21 protein-coding genes and 2 tRNA genes are annotated in these 22222 nt (G+C 38.2%); 14 read left to right on the top strand and 9 right to left on the bottom strand.

The features are described from left to right. Positions 1 to 244: 244 nt before the first annotated feature. The 5 genes from WD048_17230 to WD048_17210 all read left to right on the top strand — a co-directional run bounded on the left by WD048_17230 (position 245) and on the right by WD048_17210 (position 4594). Positions 245 to 1342, top strand: a complete 1098-nt coding sequence (locus tag WD048_17230; protein MEX0813964.1) for a VWA domain-containing protein — start codon at positions 245 to 247, stop codon at positions 1340 to 1342. 9 nt (positions 1343 to 1351) lie between these two features. Then, the gene (locus WD048_17225) at positions 1352 to 2854 is read left to right on the top strand and encodes a sigma 54-interacting transcriptional regulator (GenBank protein ID MEX0813963.1); all 1503 of its coding nucleotides are present in this window, start codon (positions 1352 to 1354) and stop codon (positions 2852 to 2854) included. A gap of 64 nt (positions 2855 to 2918) precedes the next feature. After that, complete coding sequence (locus tag WD048_17220; protein MEX0813962.1) at positions 2919 to 3473, top strand: glutathione peroxidase; 555 nt, start codon at positions 2919 to 2921, stop codon at positions 3471 to 3473. Then, a complete protein-coding gene (locus WD048_17215) occupies positions 3470 to 3970 on the top strand; it encodes a TlpA disulfide reductase family protein (protein ID MEX0813961.1) in 501 nt (166 codons plus the stop codon). Before WD048_17220 ends, WD048_17215 begins: the two co-directional genes overlap by 4 nt. A 9-nt stretch (positions 3971 to 3979) precedes the next feature. Then, complete coding sequence (locus tag WD048_17210) at positions 3980 to 4594, top strand: thioredoxin family protein (GenBank protein ID MEX0813960.1); 615 nt, start codon at positions 3980 to 3982, stop codon at positions 4592 to 4594. Between the two features lie 88 nt (positions 4595 to 4682). Here the strand turns inward: WD048_17210 and WD048_17205 are convergent, their stop codons facing one another. Then, entirely contained in the window at positions 4683 to 5993 is a 1311-nt protein-coding gene (locus tag WD048_17205) for a sterol desaturase family protein (protein MEX0813959.1), read from the bottom strand. Between the two features lie 445 nt (positions 5994 to 6438). Here WD048_17205 and WD048_17200 point away from each other — a divergent pair, with 445 nt between their 5' ends. The 5 genes from WD048_17200 (at position 6439) to WD048_17180 (ending at position 10123) form a co-directional block, all read left to right on the top strand. Next, a complete protein-coding gene (locus tag WD048_17200; GenBank protein ID MEX0813958.1) occupies positions 6439 to 7761 on the top strand; it encodes a serine hydrolase in 1323 nt (440 codons plus the stop codon). A gap of 57 nt (positions 7762 to 7818) precedes the next feature. Next, the gene (locus WD048_17195; GenBank protein ID MEX0813957.1) at positions 7819 to 9060 is read left to right on the top strand and encodes an NAD(P)/FAD-dependent oxidoreductase; all 1242 of its coding nucleotides are present in this window, start codon (positions 7819 to 7821) and stop codon (positions 9058 to 9060) included. Beyond that, the gene (locus WD048_17190) at positions 9057 to 9596 is read left to right on the top strand and encodes a DUF4920 domain-containing protein (GenBank protein MEX0813956.1); all 540 of its coding nucleotides are present in this window, start codon (positions 9057 to 9059) and stop codon (positions 9594 to 9596) included. Before WD048_17195 ends, WD048_17190 begins: the two co-directional genes overlap by 4 nt. A 192-nt stretch (positions 9597 to 9788) precedes the next feature. After that, positions 9789 to 9861, top strand: a tRNA-Lys gene (locus WD048_17185). 188 nt (positions 9862 to 10049) lie between these two features. Further along, positions 10050 to 10123 (top strand) — tRNA-His (locus tag WD048_17180). Between the two features lie 53 nt (positions 10124 to 10176). Here WD048_17180 and WD048_17175 read toward each other — a convergent pair. The 3 genes from WD048_17175 to WD048_17165 are packed head-to-tail and all read right to left on the bottom strand — an operon-like array spanning position 10177 to position 12687. Next, the gene (locus WD048_17175; protein MEX0813955.1) at positions 10177 to 10518 is read right to left on the bottom strand and encodes a DUF1801 domain-containing protein; all 342 of its coding nucleotides are present in this window, start codon (positions 10516 to 10518) and stop codon (positions 10177 to 10179) included. Between the two features lie 28 nt (positions 10519 to 10546). Beyond that, entirely contained in the window at positions 10547 to 11638 is a 1092-nt protein-coding gene (locus tag WD048_17170; GenBank protein ID MEX0813954.1) for an AMP-binding protein, read from the bottom strand. Then, the gene (locus WD048_17165) at positions 11635 to 12687 is read right to left on the bottom strand and encodes an o-succinylbenzoate synthase (protein ID MEX0813953.1); all 1053 of its coding nucleotides are present in this window, start codon (positions 12685 to 12687) and stop codon (positions 11635 to 11637) included. The genes WD048_17170 and WD048_17165 overlap by 4 nt, the downstream gene beginning before the upstream one ends. Positions 12688 to 12802: 115 nt before the next feature. Between WD048_17165 and WD048_17160 the strand changes: the two genes are divergently transcribed. Next, entirely contained in the window at positions 12803 to 13042 is a 240-nt protein-coding gene (locus WD048_17160) for a hypothetical protein (GenBank protein MEX0813952.1), read from the top strand. On the opposite strand, the gene menA is transcribed toward WD048_17160, so the two are convergent. The 3 genes from menA to WD048_17145 all read right to left on the bottom strand — a co-directional run bounded on the left by menA (position 13043) and on the right by WD048_17145 (position 16412). Beyond that, positions 13043 to 13945, bottom strand: a complete 903-nt coding sequence (gene menA / locus WD048_17155) for a 1,4-dihydroxy-2-naphthoate octaprenyltransferase (GenBank protein ID MEX0813951.1) — start codon at positions 13943 to 13945, stop codon at positions 13043 to 13045. Between the two features lie 32 nt (positions 13946 to 13977). Beyond that, entirely contained in the window at positions 13978 to 15684 is a 1707-nt protein-coding gene (gene menD / locus WD048_17150) for a 2-succinyl-5-enolpyruvyl-6-hydroxy-3-cyclohexene-1-carboxylic-acid synthase (GenBank protein ID MEX0813950.1), read from the bottom strand. A gap of 113 nt (positions 15685 to 15797) precedes the next feature. Then, positions 15798 to 16412, bottom strand: a complete 615-nt coding sequence (locus tag WD048_17145) for a TetR/AcrR family transcriptional regulator (protein ID MEX0813949.1) — start codon at positions 16410 to 16412, stop codon at positions 15798 to 15800. Between the two features lie 82 nt (positions 16413 to 16494). On the opposite strand from WD048_17145, the gene WD048_17140 reads away from it, so the two are divergent. Both WD048_17140 and WD048_17135 read left to right on the top strand, forming a co-directional pair. Beyond that, a complete protein-coding gene (locus WD048_17140) occupies positions 16495 to 16929 on the top strand; it encodes a cupin domain-containing protein (protein MEX0813948.1) in 435 nt (144 codons plus the stop codon). Between the two features lie 50 nt (positions 16930 to 16979). Continuing rightward, positions 16980 to 17495 (top strand): hypothetical protein, encoded by a 516-nt coding sequence (locus WD048_17135; GenBank protein ID MEX0813947.1) that lies wholly within the window; start codon positions 16980 to 16982, stop codon positions 17493 to 17495. Here WD048_17135 and WD048_17130 read toward each other — a convergent pair whose 3' ends face one another. Continuing rightward, positions 17496 to 18497 (bottom strand): S41 family peptidase, encoded by a 1002-nt coding sequence (locus tag WD048_17130; protein ID MEX0813946.1) that lies wholly within the window; start codon positions 18495 to 18497, stop codon positions 17496 to 17498. A 2-nt stretch (positions 18498 to 18499) separates the two neighbouring features. Beyond that, positions 18500 to 19288: a hypothetical protein gene (locus WD048_17125; protein ID MEX0813945.1), complete on the bottom strand. Its 789-nt coding sequence runs from the start codon at positions 19286 to 19288 to the stop codon at positions 18500 to 18502. Between the two features lie 364 nt (positions 19289 to 19652). Here WD048_17125 and WD048_17120 point away from each other — a divergent pair. Continuing rightward, positions 19653 to 22222: hypothetical protein (locus WD048_17120; protein ID MEX0813944.1), on the top strand; the 2570-nt coding region annotated here is incomplete at its 3' end.

The following is a 22222-nucleotide window of genomic DNA, read 5'->3' as shown; positions in this document are numbered from 1 at the left end:
AATCACAGTTCGTACATTTTACTATATAAAATAAACCTGCTACCTTTTTTTTGAAAAACGGGACTTACTTCATCTGATGAGCTTGCCCCAAAATAAGCAATAGCGGCTCCTGTGCAGGCAATTAGGCTTTAAATGCTCTATTTCTGCTGCAATCACAAAACTGGATTTATAACTAACAGTAGTAGAAAATCAAAATATTGAGAACCACCCTGCCCCTTTTTTGTTAGATTGTATCAGGTAAATTATGAAAGGATATCGATTTACGGAATTCAATGAAAAGGACAATAAAAAAAGTCCTTTTGAAAAGCTTTTTGATTTATTCAAAGAGTTGCTGGTCTATACATCGGGTGATGTATCAGAAGCACTGAGCTGGTTAACCGAACTCGATAAGGAATACGGGCTCACATCATCCGGCTATGGCATGGGCGATTTTATTGAAGACCTTAAGGAGAAAGGTTTGATAAGTGAAGGCAAGGAAAAGGGCAGTTTGAAAATCACAGCCAAAACAGAGCAAAATATCCGCAAATCGGCTTTGGAACAGATCTTTGGCAAAATGAAAAAATCTACCCGCGGCAATCACAAAACAAAATATTCCGGCACTGGAGATGAAGTTTCTCCCAATTTAAAGCAATTTCAGTTTGGCGATTCCCTGGACAATATTGCAATGACAGAAAGTATGAAAAATGCTTTTGTAAATCATGGCATTGACAATTTTCAAATGTCGGGAGAAGACCTGGTGATTCGGGATACTGAATTTCAAACCCGAAGTTCTACCGTTTTGATGATAGATATTTCACATTCCATGATTCTTTACGGAGAAGACCGCATTACTCCAGCCAAAAAAGTGGCTATGGCACTGGCTGAACTGATTTCTAAAAAATACCCGAAAGACACTTTGGATATTATTGTTTTTGGCAATGATTCCTGGGAAATTCAGATCAGGGATTTGCCTTACTTGCAGGTTGGCCCCTATCATACCAATACGGTGTCCGGCCTGGAATTGGCAATGAATATATTGAGGCGGAAAAAAGGCAATAACAAACAAATATTTATGATTACCGATGGCAAACCTACTTGCCTGAAAGAACCAGATGGCACATACTATAAAAATAGCTTTGGACTGGATCAGAAGATTTTAAACAAAACCTACAACCTGGCGCGACAGTGCCGCAGACTTAAAATCCCAATCACTACATTTATGATCGCTTCTGATCCATACTTGAAAGAATTTGTAAGAACATTTACTGAAATAAATAAGGGCAAAGCTTTTTACAGTGGATTGAGAGGTTTGGCTGATTTGGTATTTGAAGATTTTGAAAGAAATAAAAGAAAAAATTTATAAAACACTATTATGCAGCATGAAATAAAAACTTTTGGCGGATTGAAAGACTCCGGGTATCAGCCCAAATCCGTGAAGGATGAAATGAGAGCAAACCTGCGAAAGAAACTGCAAAGCGGAGCGCAATTGTTTGAGGGAATCCTGGGCTATGAAGATACGGTACTGCCCGATTTACAACGCGCTATTTTATCACGGCACAATATCATTTTACTCGGGTTAAGGGGGCAGGCCAAAACAAGAATTGCCCGTCAAATGACAGAGCTGATGGATGAATATATTCCTTATGTAGCCGGTTCTGAAATCAATGATGATCCCTTTGCGCCTGTTTCAAAATTCGCCAGGGAACGCATTGCCGAAATGGGAGATAAAACGCCTATTGCATGGCTGCACAGATCAGAGCGTTTTGGTGAAAAGCTGGCAACCCCCGATGTATCCGTTGCTGATCTAATTGGCGATATTGATCCCGTTAAAGCAGCCAATCAGCGCCTGTCTTTCAGTGATGAGGCTGCATTGCATTTTGGAATTATTCCGCGTAGCAACAGGGGCATTTTTGTAATCAACGAGTTGCCCGATTTACAGGCCCGCATTCAGGTAGCTTTGTTTAATATTTTGCAGGAAGGCGATATTCAAATCCGGGGATTTAAGCTGAGGATGCCCCTGGATATTCAGTTTATATTTACGGCCAATCCTGAAGATTACACCAATCGCGGATCGATAGTTACACCATTGAAAGACCGCATTGAAAGCCAGATTCTAACCCATTATCCCCGCAATATAGAATTGAGCAAACGCATTACCCTACAGGAAATTCGCCTGAGTGATACACAAATAGAAAAAGTAGAATACCACCCCATTATGCTGGATTTGAGTGAGCAAATTGCTGTGGAGGCGCGGGAAAGTGAATATGTGGATGAGAAAAGTGGGGTTTCAGCGCGATTGACCATTTCTGCCTTTGAAAATATGATCAGCGCAGCAGAAAGGCGCATGTTGATCAACAAAGAAAATACTGCTTATTTGAGGATTTCAGATTTATGGAGCACGGTTCCGGCCATTACAGGAAAAGTGGAATTGGTGTATGAAGGCGAGCAGGAAGGGCCAAAAGTAGTGGCGCAGCAACTGATCAGTAAATCGATCAGGAATATTTTTAAGCAATATTTTCCTGATCCGGAGCTTTTGAAAAAGAAAAAAGAAAAGAACCCCTATCAGCAGATTTTAGACTGGTTTTCTGAAGGCCACCATCTGGATTTATTGCTCGATGCTAAAGAAAAGGAATATCGTCAGGCATTGGACAAGGTTGCCGGATTGAAAAATCTGGTTCAAAAGTATGCGAAAAATTTAGAGGAGCGGGAAACTTATTTTTTACAGGAATTGATGTTGCACGGCTTGGCTGAGTATTCACTGATCAGCAAAAACAGGCTGGAAAACAGTTTTGCTTTCAATGATATTTTGGGAGCCGTATTTGACCTCGGCAGCAGCGATTTTGATATGGACGATTTCAATGAAGAACACAATTGATAATTGCATAAAAAATAACTTCTTTTAATTATTTTACAGCTACTAAAACTTTAAATTTAACACCATGAACAATCTATTATTTACCCTCGTATTTAGCATTTTCATTTTTGCAGTAAACGCAGCAGATTATAATTCTGTGCATGATTTTGCTATGGAAAATATTTATGGAGAACCTGTTAAACTTGTGGATTACAAAGGCAAAGTATTACTGATTGTAAATACTGCCAGTAAATGCGGCCTTACGCCACAGTATGAAGAGCTTGAAAAATTATACCAGGAATACAAAGATCAGGGTTTAATGATATTAGGCTTTCCGGCCAATAATTTCATGAACCAGGAGCCGGGAACAGATGAAGAAATCCTGAAATTCTGCAAAGAAAACTACGGAGTGAGTTTTGATATGTTTTCCAAGATCAGTGTAAAGGGAAAGGATACGCATCCACTCTATGAATATTTGACAAGTAAAGAACAAAATGGTGTATTGGACACTAAAGTTTCCTGGAATTTCCAGAAATTTCTAGTAGATAAAGAAGGAAAGGTGATCACTACTTTTTCACCTAAGACTTCTGTTTACGATGCTGAAGCTTTGTCCAAAATCAAAAAACATCTTGAAGAATGAGGCTTGCAAAATCTAATTCCCCAAAAGTAATACTGCTCTTATTTTTACTGTTTTCAGGCATTTTAAATTTAACTGCCGGAGATGAAGTGAAAATTTTGAACTACGAGCAATTTGAAAAGCGCATAAAATCGGATAAGGAAGGTACTGTGGTATACAATTTCTGGGCAACCTGGTGTAAGCCCTGTGTAGAGGAAATTCCCTATTTCGAAAAGATCAATGCCGAATACAAAGAAAAAGGAGTGCGTGTGGTTTTTGTGAGCCTGGATTTTAAAAGTCAGTATGAGAAAAAATTGCTGCCCTTTGTTGAGAAAAATGAAATGAAATCGGAAGTCCTGCTACTGGATGCACCGGATTACAACAACTGGTTGGACAAGATCAGTACAAAATGGAGCGGTGCAATTCCGGCTACACTTATTGTGAACAACAATACAGGCCGCTGGGATTTTTACGAGCAGTCTTTCACCTATAATGAACTGAAATCAACCATTAACAAATAAAAAACCAATATGAAAACGACACTTATTTTAATCGCCAATTTTATCTTGCTTTTTCAAATCGCAAATGCAGGTGATGGAGTTGAGGTAGGAGATATTGCCCCGGGATTTGAGTTAAAAAATATTGACGAAAGAAAGCTTTCCTTGGATTCATACACCAGGGCAGAAGGTGTGATTCTGATTTTTTCATGCAATCATTGTCCTTATGTAAAGCTGTATGAAGACCGCATCAATGCACTTGATGCCAAATACAAGAAACAGGGTTACCCGGTAGTGGCCATCAATCCTAATGATCCTGAAATACAGCCGGCTGATTCTTTCGATAAGATGAAAGAACGCGCTAAGGAGAAAAATTTCACCTTTCCTTATTTGATTGACCAAACTCAGGAAATAGCAAAGGCTTATGGCGCAACACGTACACCTCATGTATATTTGCTGAAAGCTACTGAAAGCGGACAGTTTACTGTAGCTTATATCGGTGCAATAGACAATGATACCGAAGGTAAATTAACCAAAACCGAAAGGGTGAATTATGTAGAGGATGCCATTGCAGCCCTGCAAAATGGAGAATCTCCCGATCCTGATTTTACCAAAGCCATTGGTTGTACGATTAAGTGGAGTAAGTAAGGATTGCATAACCCGTATCCACTAAGTGCTTGGACATGCCACCAGCTTCCGTAGCTCCGTAGCACCTTGCTACGGATTAGTATTAAGCTCATCCAAGGGCCACATCACCTTCAGCAGTTTTGTTATTGAATTTTATCTGCTTGAGAAAAAGCAGGTTGAAAACTACTGTCAGGGTAGAAACAGCAGCTATGATATAGAAATATTCCTCTTGTCTGAATTGAATGAAAATTAAGGCCAGCAAAGTTAAATTCCTGAACAGATCGCTGATCACAGCTTTGCGGTTTGAAACCATCAACTCACCCATATTGATCAAAGTCCAGATGTAAATAGCAGCAATTCCCGTTATTTTAAGTAGCGAAACCTGCTCGCTGTATAATGAGAGGAAAGGAAAGGCCAGGCCAAGCAATCCCAATTGAATGAGTACGAATATCCCTACAGATTTTGAAAGAGGTGGATTGAATTTTTTATAAGTGCTCATGTCTATTTCTTTTGGCTCCAATTTTGGCCCAACATCTGCCGGGCGCCAGCCTACGGGCATAAACCAAATGCGGATTTTGTCCCAGTAGCTTTTAGTTGCCATTGCATTTTTAAACAGAAATTTGAAATAATTGAAATTCTGTTTGATGGGGTTCCAGTTATCAACAGGCTGCGTAATGCCATAAATAGGTTCTTCTTCCTCTTCCTTAAAAGAGCCATACATTCTGTCCCATAGCATAAAAATTCCGGCATGGTTGCGATCGATGTATTTGGGGTTTCTGCCGTGGTGCACCCTGTGGTGGGAAGGTGTATTCAATAACCATTCAAACCATGCGGGCATTTTCTTAATGGTGCGGGTATGTATCCAATACTGGTAAAAAATCCCAAAAATATAGGCAAACAAAAACATCTCTGTGGGAATGCCCATTACAGCTATTGGGATAAAATAAATAAAAGTAACAGACACCTGAAAAATTCCCTGCCGCAATGCTACGGTAAGGTTGTATTCTTCGCTTTGGTGATGCACTTCATGGGTTGCCCACAAAATATTCACCTCATGGCAATGCCGGTGAAACCAGTAATACTGATGATCTACAATAAAAATACTAAGCACATACCACAGCACACTGCTTTCTGAAATTTCGGGGATATTGAAAAGTGCCTGAACCGAAAAGTTTACAAAAACATAGTGGTAAAAAGCAATTAGGATGACATTTAGAAACAAGCTCATTACAACTTGCATCAAACCCAGGCTCATATCATTTATGGAATCATTAAGCCGGAAATAATTGGCTTTTTTCTTGTAGTTGTAAAAAAGCTCCATCAAGAGTAGAAAGAAAAACGCAGGAACTACATATGGAATCAATTGCATTGTACTAAAATCGATAAAAATCCTGAATAATTCCCTTAATTTCTGCATCATTTATATTCCAGGTATCCTTGTTTTTATTCTTTCGTATAATTATACCTGAGTTCGGAAATTATTTATTGCTCAGAATGCCAGAAAATAGTGAGATTCGACTGGAAATATTGATGGAATAGCGGGCTATTTTGAGATATTTCCAGGAAGAAGATTGCTGTTTTCTGGCATTTGAAATCCATAAAACGCAATTTGCTGCGTTGCATTTGCTTGGTTTATCCCGATAAACCTTCTCAAACGCGCCTTGCCTATTGCGTTTTAGTGAATTTCTGAGCTCTTAAATAATTATCGAACTCAGGTTGTACTGCATCAATTATTGAATTAATTGTTCAATTGATTTTGTCAGGCATTTAGTACAGCTGAAACAAATCAGTTTATGAAATCTCAGGCCGTGACAATAGAAGTCTGTCAATATTTGATATTTTTGATTGATTGCGAAAATCAGTGAATGCATAAATTTATAAACGATATATTTTCTCCGAATAAAATCTGCTGTGTGTGGGTCTTGGTATTATTGTCGTTTGCAGTAAATGCACAGGAAATCGCATCCCTTAACCAGCTTTTTAGCAATAATATCAACAATACCGGCTCTTTTCATTTTCACTACAGCCTTGATGGCAAAACACTTATGGACAAAAGTTATAGTAGTGGCAGCAAAAATGTAGGCAAGAATACAGCGATAAAAATTTCTTCTGCTTCTGAATCGATTGTGTCGGCAGTTGTATTAAGCCTTTGGGATGAAGGCTTATTGAAGTTAGACGACCCCGTTTCCAAATTTTTACCTCAATTCAGAGGTGAAATGAGTAAAATCACTATTCTTCAGTTGCTGTCACACACAAGCGGGTTGCCTTCTAATAGTATTTATTTGCACGATGAAAACCTCAATTTGAAATTTTCAGTCAATAATATCGCTAAAAATTTAAGTATAAACACGCCTCCCGGAACAGAATTCAGCTATGGTGCTGTGGGGTATCAAATTTTGGGAAGAGTGGCAGAAATAGTCAGTGAAGATACCTGGGAAAATATTATAGCAAGAAAAATCACGCAACCTTGCGGTATGAGCAATACCTATTATCGCAAAGGGAAAAGCATAAATGTGGCCGAAGATATTGTAAGTACTGCTGCAGATTTTGAGCAATTTCTCAGTATGCTATTAAACAAAGGCCAACTCAATGGAAAACAGGTGCTTTCTGAACGAGCTATCAATGAAATGATTTCAGACCAAACCAGTAAATACCCTGTTGGGTATGCCCCTTATCGTTATCAGAAGGAGGGTTTCAGTGGCTATTACGGATTAGGTGTATGGATAGATCGTTTAAAAGAAGATGGTACAGTAACAGAGATTAGTACACAAGGGGCAAAAGGATTTACGGCCTGGGTGAATTTTTGCAATAAAAGCAAAGGCATGTTCGCTATATACGGTGATTTAAAATACAGCCAGCCTGTAATTGGCGCTACCCGTAGTTATTTAACTGAAAATTACGCAACAGCCTGCAAAGACATTTCCTCAAAAGCATTGTCCAAAAAATTAAAAAACTCAAAAGGAGCAACTTATACCAATATTACTTTTGAACTCTATCGCGAAGCAAATGTCAATCTAAGGTTGTACGACCCATTGGGCAATGAATTGCAGGAATTGATTGATGGAGATTTAAAAAAAGGAAATTACAATTTCCCTGTTGATATCAGTGAATTGTCTTCCGGAGTTTACTTTTATCGCTTGAAAATTGATGATAAGGTAGAAACTAAAAAATTGACCATTCGCAAGTAAATTGAAAAGTATTGATTCAGCGCTATCACACTGAATTTCAATCTCATTAAATCCACATTGAAGAAAAGAAAAACAAAAATTTTAATTGTAGGTGCTGGTCCTGCCGGACTGAGTTGTTCCCTTTTTCTGTCGAAGATGAAAATTGAGCATATATTGCTTGAAAAAGAAAAGTTTCCGCGCGATAAAGTCTGTGGTGATGCGCTTTCAGGGAAAGTAATAGAACTGCTCAAGAAATTAGACCCTGAATTAGTAAGAAAACTGAATGCTGAAACAAGGCAAGTGGGCTCATGGGGCGTGAATTTTTATGCGCCCAATGGCAAAAAATTGCGCATTCCCTTCAAACAAGATTTTGATAAAAGCACTTTGCCTCCGGGAAACATCAGCAAGCGCATAGATTTTGACAATTTTCTGTTTGAAGAAGCGCAAAAAAGCCCTTATGCTGAAATTATTGAAGAAAGTCCTGCTCTAAAATATGAGCGCACTGAGAAAGGATATATAGCTCAAACAGCCCAAAAAGAATTCGAATGTAATTTACTGATAGCAGCCGATGGAGCATACAGTCGTTTTGCAAAGGACTTTGGCAATATCACTATGGAACCCAATCATTACTGTGCCGGTATCAGGGCTTATTATCAGGGTGTGTCTGGAATGGATAAGGACAATTTTATTGAACTTCATTTTTTAAAAGACCTGTTGCCCGGTTATTTCTGGATTTTTCCTTTGCCCAATGGTGCGGCAAATGTCGGTTTGGGTATGCGCAGCGATGTACTTAGAAAAAAGAAACTCGATTTGAAGAAAATGCTTCCAGAAGTGATTGCCTCCAACCCGGAATTAAAAGCCCGTTTTCAAAATGCAGAACCCGAAGGTAAAACAAGTGGCTTTGGCTTGCCCTTAGGCTCTAAAAAACGCGCACTATGCGGAGATCACTTTATGCTTTTAGGTGATGCAGCGTCACTTATAGATCCATTTACAGGGGAAGGAATAGGCAATGCCATGTTTTGTGGTATGTATGCCGCAGAAATAGCTAATAAAGCATTGAGCCAAAATGATTTTAAAAAAACAGTATTGCAAGATTATGAGCACAAGGTTTACAAAAGAATGTGGGATGAACTCAAATTGAGCAGACGATTGCAGCAATTGGTAAAATTTCCTTTCTTGTTTAATTTTGTGGTGAATAAAGCCGCAAGGAACCAAACACTACGCGAAACAATTTCCTGTATGTTTGAAGACCTGGATATTCGGGAACGTTTAAAACAACCATCTTTTTATTTCAAACTAATTTTTAATCAAACACAATGAGAAAACTAATCCATTTATTATTTGTACTCGTATTTTTAACCGCCTGTAATACTAGCGGAAATACTGAAGAAAACAACACAGAAACAGCAACTACAGAAAATGTAGCAACTACTGAAAATTCTGAGCAAGAAGAAGTAAGAGTAGGAGAGTGGCTGAGCAAAGGAGAAGAAATTTCACCTGAAGGGGCTATTGATATCGAAGCCTTTAAAACTAAGATAGAAGGCCAAACAGAAATAAACACCAAGTTGGAAACCAAAATCATGAGTTGCTGCCAGAAAAAAGGCTGTTGGATGAAAGTGGATTTGGGCGATGGAGAGGAAATGCGCGTCACTTTTAAGGATTATGGCTTTTTTGTACCATTAGACGCTACAGGGATGGATGTAATTATGGAAGGTAAAGCCTATTACGATACCACAAGCGTAGAAATGTTACAACATTATGCAGAAGATGCAGGAGAAAGTCCTGAAGCCATTGCTGAAATCACAGAACCAAAATTAGAATTGGCATTTGAAGCTACTGGTGTATTGTTGAAGTAATTCTGTTTATTTGCTTCCAATTCACTGAATAAAAGCAACTTTAATAGCGGCTATTTTCAAAATTTGTTATCATAGATAAGCCCCTTGCCTTTATAAGTTTATCCGAGAGGGGATTTTATTCCGTTTTAATTTGGAATTTGCCTCAATAGCTGATTATATTTGCACTGCTTTTTAAAAAAGGCAATAGTAAAAGATTCAGTAGCTCAGCTGGTAGAGCAACGCCCTTTTAAGGCGTGGGTCCTGGGTTCGAGCCCCAGCTGGATCACTAAAAAGCCACCTTCAATGGGTGGCTTTTTTGTTTCTGGAGTATTTAATTTTTTTCGTTTAAATAAGTGTTCCTGAAGTTGAAATTTATTAAATTTGCACTCGCAATTAAACGCTCTTGCTTGTTTGGAGTCATATTATTTTTATAATAAACAGGCTTTTATAAGCGAATTGCAGAAAATATAAATGGTGGTTGTAGCTCAGTTGGTTAGAGCGCTGGATTGTGGTTCCGGAGGTCGTGGGTTCGAGACCCATCATCCACCCTTAAGCAGAAAGCTTCCTTGAAAAAGGGGGCTTTTTGTTTTTCAACAATTAATTAATCTGTTGAAGCTTGTTTAATCATTTTAGATAATTCAGAGCTGTCAATATCTGAAATACTGCGAATTTTAATATGCCTCATGTTTTTTCCACTGCCTTCAAGTAAATTATTAGGATCAGTAATTTTTTCGAAATTGAAGAACCCTATGTTAATATGCTGCTTGTTTAATTTCAAATAGCAAAAATCTTTTTCAGTAGTATATACTGGTTGCCCCCATTTAAAATTTTCCTTTGCTTTTGGTACTGCTTCAGCTATTAATTGCCTAAGCTTTAATAAAATATCTTTTAATGGTTTGTCTGCATTGGCTATGTAATCATCCACTTTTTTAGATAGTTGCATGGCTAATATTTGTTGAAATTAAATAATATTATTTTATGTATACTTTTCCTTCAATCCCAATTTTTTTTATACACTTTTTTCTCAAAAATTTTCCGCTATCACTCCTTTTAAATTTTGCCAAATTATAGATAGTCTTAGGTTTTTCGTATGAATCGAGGTATTGCTCAAATATGCTATCGAATTTTATTTTTCGCAAATTAGCTTTATTTGCTTCTACTATTAAAATTACTTTTTCTCCCAGTTTTTTATCTGGCTCGGAGCTTATAAAAAATTCATAAGGAATATGTGTTTTAAGCTTAGCCTCTATTTGCTCGGGCATCAATTTTACACCACCTGAATTGATCACATTATCGAAACGCCCCAACCAGCGGAAATGCTTTTCGTCTTTCAAATCTACTATATCATTGCTTTGCAAAGGTTTGTCCAATAAATCAGGAGCCACAATCTTCAAGCAATTTCTATCGTCTTGCATAAATTTCATTCCTGATATAGCTTCAAAACAGGCTTGATTTTTACTTATATTTTTAATAGCAACATGACTCATGGTTTCAGTCATTCCATAGCTTTCATAAAAGGTTGTGGGCAATTTTTGAAGTTCTTTTTTTAAAGTATCGGAAACAGGAGCACCGCCCAGTATGCATTTCTTTATTTTTTTCCAATGCGCTGGATTTTCCAATGTATTTTCGGCTTGCAAGGGTACCATTGCCGTGAAATCAAACTCTATTTCAGGCAGTTGTTCCAATACATTTCCTTTTGGATTTCCCAGATACAAATCCCATTGATTGACCAGTGCTCGAACAATCATCATTTTTCCTGCAATATAATTTGCCGGCAGGAGCAGGGCTACCTTGCTTCCGGTATGGAGGCTGAAATATTCAGCCGTCATTGAGGCACTTTTGGCCATTTTTACTTTGGGAAGACTTATTTCTTTTGGTGTCCCAGTTGATCCTGAAGTTTGAGCGATGATAGAATTAGAATTATTAAACCATTCCAAGATAAATTGAAATACATCTTTTTCCCATTGTGGAATTTGCTTGTCAATTATTTTATTATCAGCCAATTCAAGTAATTCAGCTTTTGAATGTTTTTTCCCATTTAAAATGTAAATAGTCAAATTCATAAATCCAATTTACACAAATCCCAATTATTCGATTTGCTGAAATGCAATTGATCACCTTTTAAATATAGTGGGCTGTCAAAATTGTTATTGTACAATTGGCCCGTTCCCAAGCCCTGAGGCAATGGATTGTTTTTTGTAGCTGTCCATTGTGCTATAGCACTGAGCCCAATATTCGATTCCAGGGCCGAAGTTGCCCACCAGCCAATGTGTTGATTTTTGGCCAAGTCAATCCATTCTTCACAGGCCAAAAAACCACCCAACATACTTGGTTTTAAGATAAGATATTGAGGCTGTATTTGCTCCAATAATTCTTTTTTTTGTGTGCCGTAAACTCCTATCAATTCTTCATCCAGGGCAATATCTATAATATTTTCCTTGCAAAGTTCCTGCATCTTATCCCACTGACCAGGAGCAATAGGCTGCTCTATACTGTGCAAGTCAAAATTTGCAAGACGCTCTAATTTTTTGAAAGCTTCATTGGTTGAAAAAGCACCATTGGCATCTACACGAATTTCAATTTGATCGGCAGAAAAGTGCGCTCTTATATTTTTTAGTAAAGCCAATTCCTTTTCAAAATCAAGTGCCCCGATTTTTAATTTCAAACAGGAAAACCCCAAATCCAACTTGTCTTGAATTTGCTGTAGCATGTATTCGGGTTCACCCATCCATATTAAGCCATTGATTTGCTGTGCTGCTTTTTCTTCTGTAAAATTAGAAAGGAACAAAATGCGCCTTCCTCCATTTTTCAAATCTCTTTCAGCCATTTCCAAGCCAAATCTTACAGAGGGTATATTTTCTAAAGTAGCTTTAAGGTTTTGTAAATATCGATCAGGGGCACCACAAGCTTTTTTAAGTATTGTATCCATTTCATTCAATGGTTCTTTACTGAGCCAGTGCAGTGGGCCGCATTCACCCAACCCAAATATTTTGGGATTTTCGCTATTCCATAATTTTATAAACCAGGAATCTTTATACGTTAAGACGCCTTTTGAAGTGCCACTTGGGCGGATAAAATGAAGGCGATATTTTTGAAATTGAGCTTCGTGCATTGAAATATTAATATTGGCAATTGGCTTTAGTTAAAAGTTTTTACTTTTAATTCGATATAATGAATGCTCCTTCAAAAGTATTTGTTTAAATTGAAAACACTAAAAGTGTATAAAGATGAAAACAGATTCCCTGAAAATCTCACTTATTCAATGGCTTAGCAATTTGGAAGATAAGCATATTCTTGAATCACTTGTTCATTTCAAAAGCTTGCAAGAAGGAAATGACTGGTGGGATACTTTATCTAAAGCACAACAAGATAATATTGAAAAAGGTATAGAACAAGCTGAAAATGGAGAAGTAATTAGTAGTCAAAAACTTTGGGAAAGATATGGTAGATTATCCAGCTTAAAATAACTAAAGAATCAATCCCGCTCCACCCATCAAGCAAAATACCAGTGTACTCAATGCCAAAATCTTCAATTGCTTGTCCAATAATTCGGGTGCATTGGTTTTCCATACAAAGCGCAAATGCAGAATAAAAAGAGGAGCAGCTAATAAAAAACTATAGCCTGTAATTGGCAATTCATTTAAGCGTACAAAAACAGTCATGCTTGTAAAAGCCAGCAATATTAAAGCGGTGTGGTAGATTTTGGCATTTTCGAAACCCATTTTTACGACCAGGGATATTTTTCCCGCCATTTTATCAGAGATATGATCGCGCATATTGTTGACATTCAAAACACCCACACTCAGCAAACCCATACTGCTGGCGGGCAACAAAACCGACCACTCAAAGCCTTTGCTCATCAAGAAATAGGAACCTGCTACTCCGATAGGGCCAAAAAACAAAAAAACAAAAATATCGCCCAGACCGCGATAGCCGTAGGGATTTTTACCTGCCGTGTATTTTATAGCTGCCGCAATTGCGCCTAGCCCAAGTAAAAAGAAAAAGACATTATAGGTAAAATCAAGCCCCTGAAGCCCAAAATAAATAAGCGACAGACCTGAAACCAAAGCTAAAACAGAAAACAGGTACATCGCCTGTTTCATAGCATTGGAACTTATTGCTCCACTTTGAACGGCTCGCTGTGGACCTTTTCTATCGAGGCTGTCGGCACCGTGAATGCTATCGCCATAATCATTCGCCAGATTGGAGAGAATTTGCAAAAAAAGTGTAGTGGTAATAGCCAGGGCAAAAATCAGAGCATCAAAAGTACCGGATTCCGCTGCCAAAAATGTGCCCATAAATATTACGGAAAGTGCCAGGGGTAAAGTCCTCAATCGAAATGCAGAAAGCCAGGCTTTGGTTTGGTTCATTTTAATTTTATTTCCGGCTGTAGGAGCATTAACTACAATTGGTTCTCAATTTTCAAATATTTTTTAAGCCATTCCGCACTTTCTACATTGGGCGTGCTGATTTCCAAAATAGCTGCACGCTTTAGTTTTGAATCGTAAAAACGGGGCAGCGTAACTTTTAGTTGAGCGGCATTATCGCAAAAATAATAGCTCAAGCCATAAGTTTCGGCAATTTTTTCAGCATTGTGCTTGTGCTGGGTTTCAAAATAGCTTTCGAGTTCATCGAGTTCTCCCGGGCCATTTATAATCCTGAAGATATTCCCTCCCTTGTTGTTGATGATGATGATCCTGAAATTTTTCGGCAAATATTGATTCCATAGGGCGTTGGAATCGTAAAAGAAGGAAAGGTCGCCAACTATGGCCGTGCACCATTCCTTTGTATTTAGACTTTGTCCCAAAGCAGTGCTGACACTGCCGTCTATTCCGCTTACACCGCGATTGGAGAAAAATGTCCAGCTTTTCTTTTGCAAATCGGGAAAGAGTGCCACATAGCGCACCGGAGTACTATTGGCCAAATGCAAAATCCCCTTTTCCGGAATTCCGTTTAGCAAATGCTTAAACACAGTGAGATCGCACCAGGGAGCAGCTTCCAGCATTTTTAAATGACGTTCCAAACCTTTCTGTTCAGCAGCTTTCCATCGTTCTTTAAAATCGCTTATCCTACGGACTTCTTTTTTTGACAATTCATCAAAAAACCACGCTGCATCGCAATTCAGCTTATTGGTGAGTGCAAAATAAGTATCGATGGCTTTGTCTTGTCCGGCTTCAATATGCCAATGCGCTTTGGGTGGATTTTTGCGCAGAAATACTTTCAATTTTTTAGACAAAATAGCTCCTCCATAAGTAATCAACAACTCAGGACTAAATGCCTTTGATTGTGCTTTTTCAATCATTTCTACCGTAGGATCCACTGTTTGGATAAAATCGGCATTGGATTGATTGGACAAATATTCGCTTACGATCACCAAAGATGGATCACCGTTCAGGGCATTGATTTTTTTAGTCAACTCCGGTTGTGGAGCTGCGGAGGTCAGCAAAATCATTTTCGAAGCACTTTCATTCCACGTTTGAACCAATTTGTCCATAGCCTTTGGAGCAATTTGCACAGTGCTTTCACTTTCCTCAATGATTTTTGGGGCTAATTTTTTGTATTCTTTTAGCCCGTAAAGTGGCTCTTTCAATGGAATGTTAATGTGCACTGGCCCTTGAGGTGCAGTCAAAGCAGTATTGATGGCCTCATTCACAATGCGGTCACTGTAGTTATAATCGTCTGAATAATTCAACTGATTGGGCAATTCAAAGGATGCTTTGATGTAATTTTGATAAACCGCCTTTTGCTTTAGCGCCTGACCATCTGCCTGATCGATCAATTCATGGGGTCGGTCTGCAGAAAGCACGATCAAAGGTGTTTTGGCATAATAGGCTTCCGCTAGGGCAGGGGCGTAGTTGAGCAAAGCTGACCCGCTGGTACAAATCAATGCACAGGGCGTATTGTTTTGCTGCGCATAGCCCAGAGCTACAAAAGCTGCACTGCGTTCGTCAATAATGCTGCGGCAATTGATTTTTGGATGTCGATTGAAAGCAATTACCAATGGGGCACAGCGCGAACCCGGAGAGAGAAAAGCATTTCGCACGCCTTTTGCCGCACAAATCTCTGCCAATGCGGCAATCCATTTTTTATCGGTGGTAGCTTTGTTCATCGAGCGCAAAGATAGGGTTTCGAATGCAAGCTGAAAGATTTTGCATTAATAACCTGAGCGTTGAATAATTTTCGTACCCAGCTTAAGAAACTCAGATAAAGAATTAGTAATCTTTACTTTGTATTTTTCCCCATCCCTTTTAAAATCATTTCAAGTGCCCAGTTTAAGAGTTCTTTTGATGCTTTTCCATCCAGTTGGTTTACATCTTTATTGGCAATAAGTGGCTCAATTCCTGAAAGCACAGTGATGATTTGTTTTAATTTTTTTCGGTTTTTTACACTTAATTCTTTATTATAATTATTTAATAAATCATCTAATACAGCAGGTCTTCTTGCTCCGCGCAGGTTTGTTTTTTTGCTGGGATTTTTTGTGGATTCATCCAATGCCACACTTAGATACTTACGAAAAGCAATTTCGTGAGATTCGGCCAATTCAATAAAATAGTTTTGAATGTGCATTAAAGATGCCTTCAAACCTTTCTTTTCTACAGCCTTAAGCAATTCATCTTTTGATTTGGTTTTAAAGCTGAGTGCAGCTTCTGCAAACAGCAAGTCTACATTGGAAAAATAACGGTAAATGGTTGCTCTGGAAACCCCTGCCTGTTTGGCAACATCTTCCAATGTGAAGTTACTTCCTGATTCTACGAGTTTTTGGGCTGCCAGTAAAATAGAATCTCTTGTTTTTAATTTTTGGTGTGCACGTCCTTTTTCTAAACTCAATTTGCTCATGAGACAAAAATCTCAAAAAATTTTGGAGATTTAAAACCTTTTTTATCTTTGTGAGATATTAATCTCATAAAAAGCTTGTCAGATGGAAAACAAAAAAGAATTTTGGGTGCTAGGGCACAAAATTAGTCCACACAATGTAAGCGGCAATTACGATATGGTAACAGGAGAAACGCCCCCTAATGTCCCTGGACCACCTCCACATTACCATTCAAAACTTTCAGAACTCTTTTTTGTACTGGAAGGAAAGATGGAGTTTAATCTTGATGGAAAGTCAGTGATTCTGAACAAAGGAGAGTCAATAGATTTGTCGCCCAATTGTGTACATACCTTTAGCAATGCTGGGAATACAAGCTGTAAATGGTTGAATGTGCATAGCCCAAAAGGATTTTTATCTTTTTTTGAAAACTTTGGTATAGATGCTCATGAAGAGAATGCTGCGGAAAAATCTGTAGATGATAGTATCATTCAAAATGTGATGCAAAAAGCTGCTGATTATGATATGCTTATAAAAATTTAATTTTCCGGAATTATACAAAATAATTTTTAATTACATTGAACAAATAAATCATGAAAAATTTAACAAAGCAATCCCTACAAATGCTTTCTGTTTTAATTTTGTTATCTCTAACACTTACATCTTGTTCAAAAGATGATGAAGAGGATATTGATCCGGTAGAACAAAAGATTCAGGAAATAAAAGAAAGTACTTCGGCCTATAAGGATGTCAATGCCGCTGTTTCAGCAGGTTGGTCGGAAGTGTTATCTGAATGTGTAGAGCATCCGGATGAAGGAGGGATGGGCTTTCACTATGGGAGAATGGAATTTTTTGATGGTAGACAGAATCATCTCGAACCTCAGGTGATGTTGTTTGCTCCTGATGGAAATGGCGGATTGGAATTTGTGGGTGTGGAATTCATAATTCCTTTTAGCATTCTTGATGAAAATTCAGAGCCACCGGTAATTCTTGGCCAGGAATATCATCAGAATCACGTTCAGGAAATTTGGGCATTGCATGTATGGACTGAAAAAGAAAATCCAAAAGGTATCTTTTTTGATTGGAACCCCAATGTTTCGTGCAATTAATTAAAATTTATCTAGCGCTCGTTCAATAATGGCATCAATGCCGTTGGCTTCTTTTGCTGGATCCATATCTACGCGAATATCCGGTGGAATTCCTAATTCTGTATTCCAGCCATTTGGCAAAAGGGTTTGAGTAGCCGAAAACCGATAAGCCCAACCATTTGGCAATTCATAACCCGTGGGAGAACCGCCACCTCCTCCGGAAGTATCGCCTACTATAATTACATTAGGCAATACAGACATAATAGAGAGAAAATCATTGGTGGCACTAAAGCTTTTTCTATTGCATAGCACAATGACTTTTCCGGTGAAGCGAAAATCTCCCTCAGGTTCAATATATACTTTATTTGCTTCTGTAAAATCATTGTGATTCGGCCCATTTTTGAGGAGTGTGCTGAACACATGTCGCCTTTTGTCCGTGAAGCGAGCAGCAATTTTAAATGCATTGGATGGACTTCCTCCACCATTGTCTCTCACATCTATTATAATGCCTTTCAAGTGCCTGAATCTCAACAAAACAAAATCCAGATTGCTCTCTGAAACGGGATTTGCAAAACTGCGGTAATCAATAAATCCCACAGAATCTATAACCTGATTGCGCAGCGGGCCAGTGATAAAATGGTTTTCACCTAAATAATTGCGCAACACAATTACTGAATTGTAGTTGGGTGCATAATCAAGGTACCAGGTCCAGTTTCGGGATATATTGAAAGGTGCAATTAAGTTGACATGACCATCTTTTAGCACAAAAAGCATATCTGCCAACACATTGAAGAGTTCGATATTATTCATGTCGTCATGAATCTGAGGTCTGTAAATGGTGTAAACTGAATCCCAGTTGATGTTTTTTAACTCGAAAAAGGAATATTTTTTATCCAATGTTTCCCACAAACTTTCAAAATTTGAAACAGGATCATTGGCTGGGTCTTTATCTAAAAATAGCTTTTCACAAGAAGCTGTAAAAAGACAAAGCACGAGCACTGCTGCTATTATTCTTTTATCCATTTCTAAAATTTAAAGATTGTAGATAAAACAATGCCCTGCAATGCAGCTTTTACTTTATTTGTTCTTCTGTAACTGTAAAAATCCCAGAGGTAGCCCAGGCGGATCATATTGCCGTTTTTGAGTAAATAGGAGGCATCCAGTTGAATAGTGGCTCTGGTAAATTTATTGAAACTGTTGAAAGTCACTCGTTTTGTATGGTCTTTTACTACATCATTATCAGGGTCGCTGAAATCGGTGATTGTAATGTAATTGGGACGAATTACATAGGATAAAAAAGGCAGATTAAAATAAAAGTCAAGTAGGAGCTTTCGCTTATTAATTTCAAAAGTCCTGCTAAGTCCTGAGCTAATTCCCAAAGCAGCAATTCCTTCATAGTTGACAGTGCTGTTGCCCAATTTATAATTTAACCTGATATTTCCCGTAAATTCACTTCTGCCACCCAGGTAAAGGGCGTATTTATCATTTCCAAAGCGCTTTAAAAGTTTTAGGTAGGTATAACTAAGATCAAATCGGTACATGGGCACTTTAAAAGATTCTGTTTTATTAAAGTTGCGGGTATGCAGTTTGCCATAATGAAACATCAGGTCGAGTTGATGTTTGTTATTTGGTGTTTTTACAATATATCCGGTTTTCACACTAAGACTGCTGCCATTGTATTGCAGAGGGGACATGCCTTCGTCCTGTGCATGTTGAAGTGACCACCCCAGGCCTAAAGGGAGATAATGTTCTCGCTTTTGCGGAAAGGCTGTTGCAGAAATAAACAAAAAAAGAAGTAGGAAGCTGTATTTCAAAATTTAAATCTAGGTAAGAATGATAACTCAGAACTAAATAAAGGTAAAAATTATTTAAGATGGAAACAATAAGATTAGGTCATATAATCTTTTTTAGATTTAAATATTGTTTTGATGTCTTTTAAAAGCCTTTGAATTTGAGTTGATTTAGTCAAATAAATATGTGCTTTTGCTATTTGTTTTGTTTATTTTGTAGTTGTTTTGCTTATGCAAAGCGTGTTTGGGTTGGGGTGTATATATTTTACTTATAGTTAATGACTATGCAGTTGGTTGAATTTTTCACAATTGTTCAGTTGATGATTCCTTGTTCAATTGATTGAGTAAGCTACTCCTTATTTTAAAGGGTTAATAAAATTATAGTTGATTGAAACAATTTCAACACATATCAATATTGGTAGCTTTCACCTTGCTGAGTTTGGTATCGCTTGCTCAGCCGGCCAATGATTTTTGTTCCGGTGCGCAGACTATTACGCCTGATGGTTCTTGTGTGAATGGAACTACGGTAAACGCTGGCGATAATCTTATTGGTGTTGCAGGTTGTCAGGCTGGGGGAAATCAAAATAATCACAATGATGTATGGTATTCCTTTGTGGCTACTGGTACTGAGTTTGAGGCAGATGTAACTTCAAGTGCACCTTTTTCAGGTAATGTTGAATTGGTGTTGTTATCAGGTTCTTGCGGAGGAACCCTTTTTCTTGAGGGAAGCAGCTGTGGGCCATCGCCTTTAAATGCAAATATCTCCGGTCTTAATGTAGGGCAAAGTTATTTAATATTGATTTCCAATCAGGGAAATGGAACGGCTGGCCCATTTGAGTTGTGTGTGAATAATTCTACGCCTTCATGTACGCCAACCACTTGCCCTTCTCCTCAGGCTCTTCCTATATCCACGGGAGTACAAACATGTACAACAGAATGCAATACAGGTGCTTCTCCCGGCCCTGATTTTTTAGGGAACAATTGCTATGATTATCCCGGCCCAACTTATTGGATTGAGGTAACCACACCTTCAGATGCAGCAACACTAAATATTGATATAAATAGTGCAGACTTGTCTAATCCTTATTTTACGCTTTTTACTACATCCGATTGCCAAAATTATGTAGTAAATACATGTACGCAAGGTTCTGGGGGAGCTGTCAGTAATACAATTAGTGTAACACCCAATACAACTTATCTGATAGCTGTTTCTGATTTGAACGGAGCTAGTGGTGATTTTGAATTGTGTGTAACTCCAAATTTGGACAATTCTGCCTGTGCCACAGATAAAACCCTGGAAGTTACTTCAACATCAATGGGGTCGCCATTGACAGGACCTTATTTGCCAGGGGAAGTGGTTACTTTCTGTTTTACCATTGATGAATGGACATTGGCCAATTGTAATTACCTGCAAGGAATTGTTCCAACTTTTGGTGATTGCTGGGATCCGGTTTCATTTGATGCGCAGGGACGGCCCGTAAATATTACCCAACAGCTGCAAACTATTGGAGTATTGAATTATCCACCACCAAGACCATCCTGTCATGGTGATCCTGCTGGAACCTGGAGTTGGTTTCCCAGTGGTACAGTTACTTATAACAATATTAATAACCCAAATATTCCGAATGGGACCAATGTTGGTGCAGGCTGGTTTTTTCTGACATCTTATGATCCCTTAACTGGTTTGTGTAATGCGGGGCCAAGCAATCCAAACAATAGTTATGGGGATGCGAATTTCACTTCTTGTGCTGGACCTCTAAGTGGTTGGCAGGTTTGTTTTCAGTTACAGACACAAAGTGCTATTGCATGCAAAAATGGTGAATTGGATTGTAGTGTATCTATAAAAACTTATGCAGATGGTGAAATTGGTGTTTGGGACAATATAGGTTGTATGGTTGATGAATCTTCTGTATTTAATGCAAACCTGTATTGTTGTCCTGCAAGCTCAAACACCGTGGATACAGTGATCTGTTTTAATGAATATTACAGAACTGCCGGAGGTGATCTGGTAAATATTGCTGGAACTTATATTGATACTTTGATTGGAGCAGATGTTAATGGTTGTGATTCAATAGTTACTCAGGAACTAAGTGTGATTCCTGAAAAGACTTTTACAATAGACACCGGAGTGTGCTTTGGAGCGCATATTATTGTAAATGGAGTTGTTTACGATACTGATGTAACTGGAGCAACTCAAGTGATTTCAAATGTTGGTCCCTATGCTTGTGATTCCACAATTTATATAAACCTGAATGTTTTTGATTTAGACTCAACTTACGAATTTCAAACTTCTTGTAATCCGGCTGATACGGGAGTTGTTGTTTTGAATTTTATGAATCAAGACGGTTGTGACTCGCTGCATTTTATTACTACAACATTAGAATTACCGGTTTATTCCAATCAAAATATTACAGCTTGTGATTCGGTAAGAGTTCTGGGGGAATGGTACTCAAGTGCCACTGCATTTAATGATACGGTATTTGGCGGAGCACGCAATGGCTGTGATTCCATTGTAGAATATACCATCACTATCAATAACAGTATCAGTACTTCTGAAGCCAGGACAACATGCAATCCACAGGAAGCCGGTGTAGAAACCTTTGATTATACAAGACAAAATGGCTGTGATTCGATTCACACAATTACGACTACCTTGTTGCCATCGGATTCCACTTTTGAAACCCAAACCTCATGCTTTCCCCAAGATACTGGAGAGGTAGTATTGAATCTAAACAATCAGTATGGCTGCGACTCTGTGCATACCATTACCACTACCTTGTTCCCCTCGGATTCTACCTTTGAAAATCAAACTTCTTGTAATCCTTCAGATACAGGAGTAGTTGTATTGAATTTGAACAATCAATATGGTTGTGACTCCGTGCATACGATTACCACGACTTTGTTGCCATCAGATTCTACCTTTGAAAATCAAACTTCCTGTAACCCTTCAGATACCGG

The sequence above is a fragment of the Chitinophagales bacterium genome (genome assembly GCA_040877935.1).
In the GTDB taxonomy this organism is placed as follows: domain Bacteria; phylum Bacteroidota; class Bacteroidia; order Chitinophagales; family CAIOSU01; genus JBBDNB01.
The sequence above is the reverse complement of the archived record's forward strand: the minus strand, read 5'-3'. Positions and strand labels throughout refer to the sequence as shown.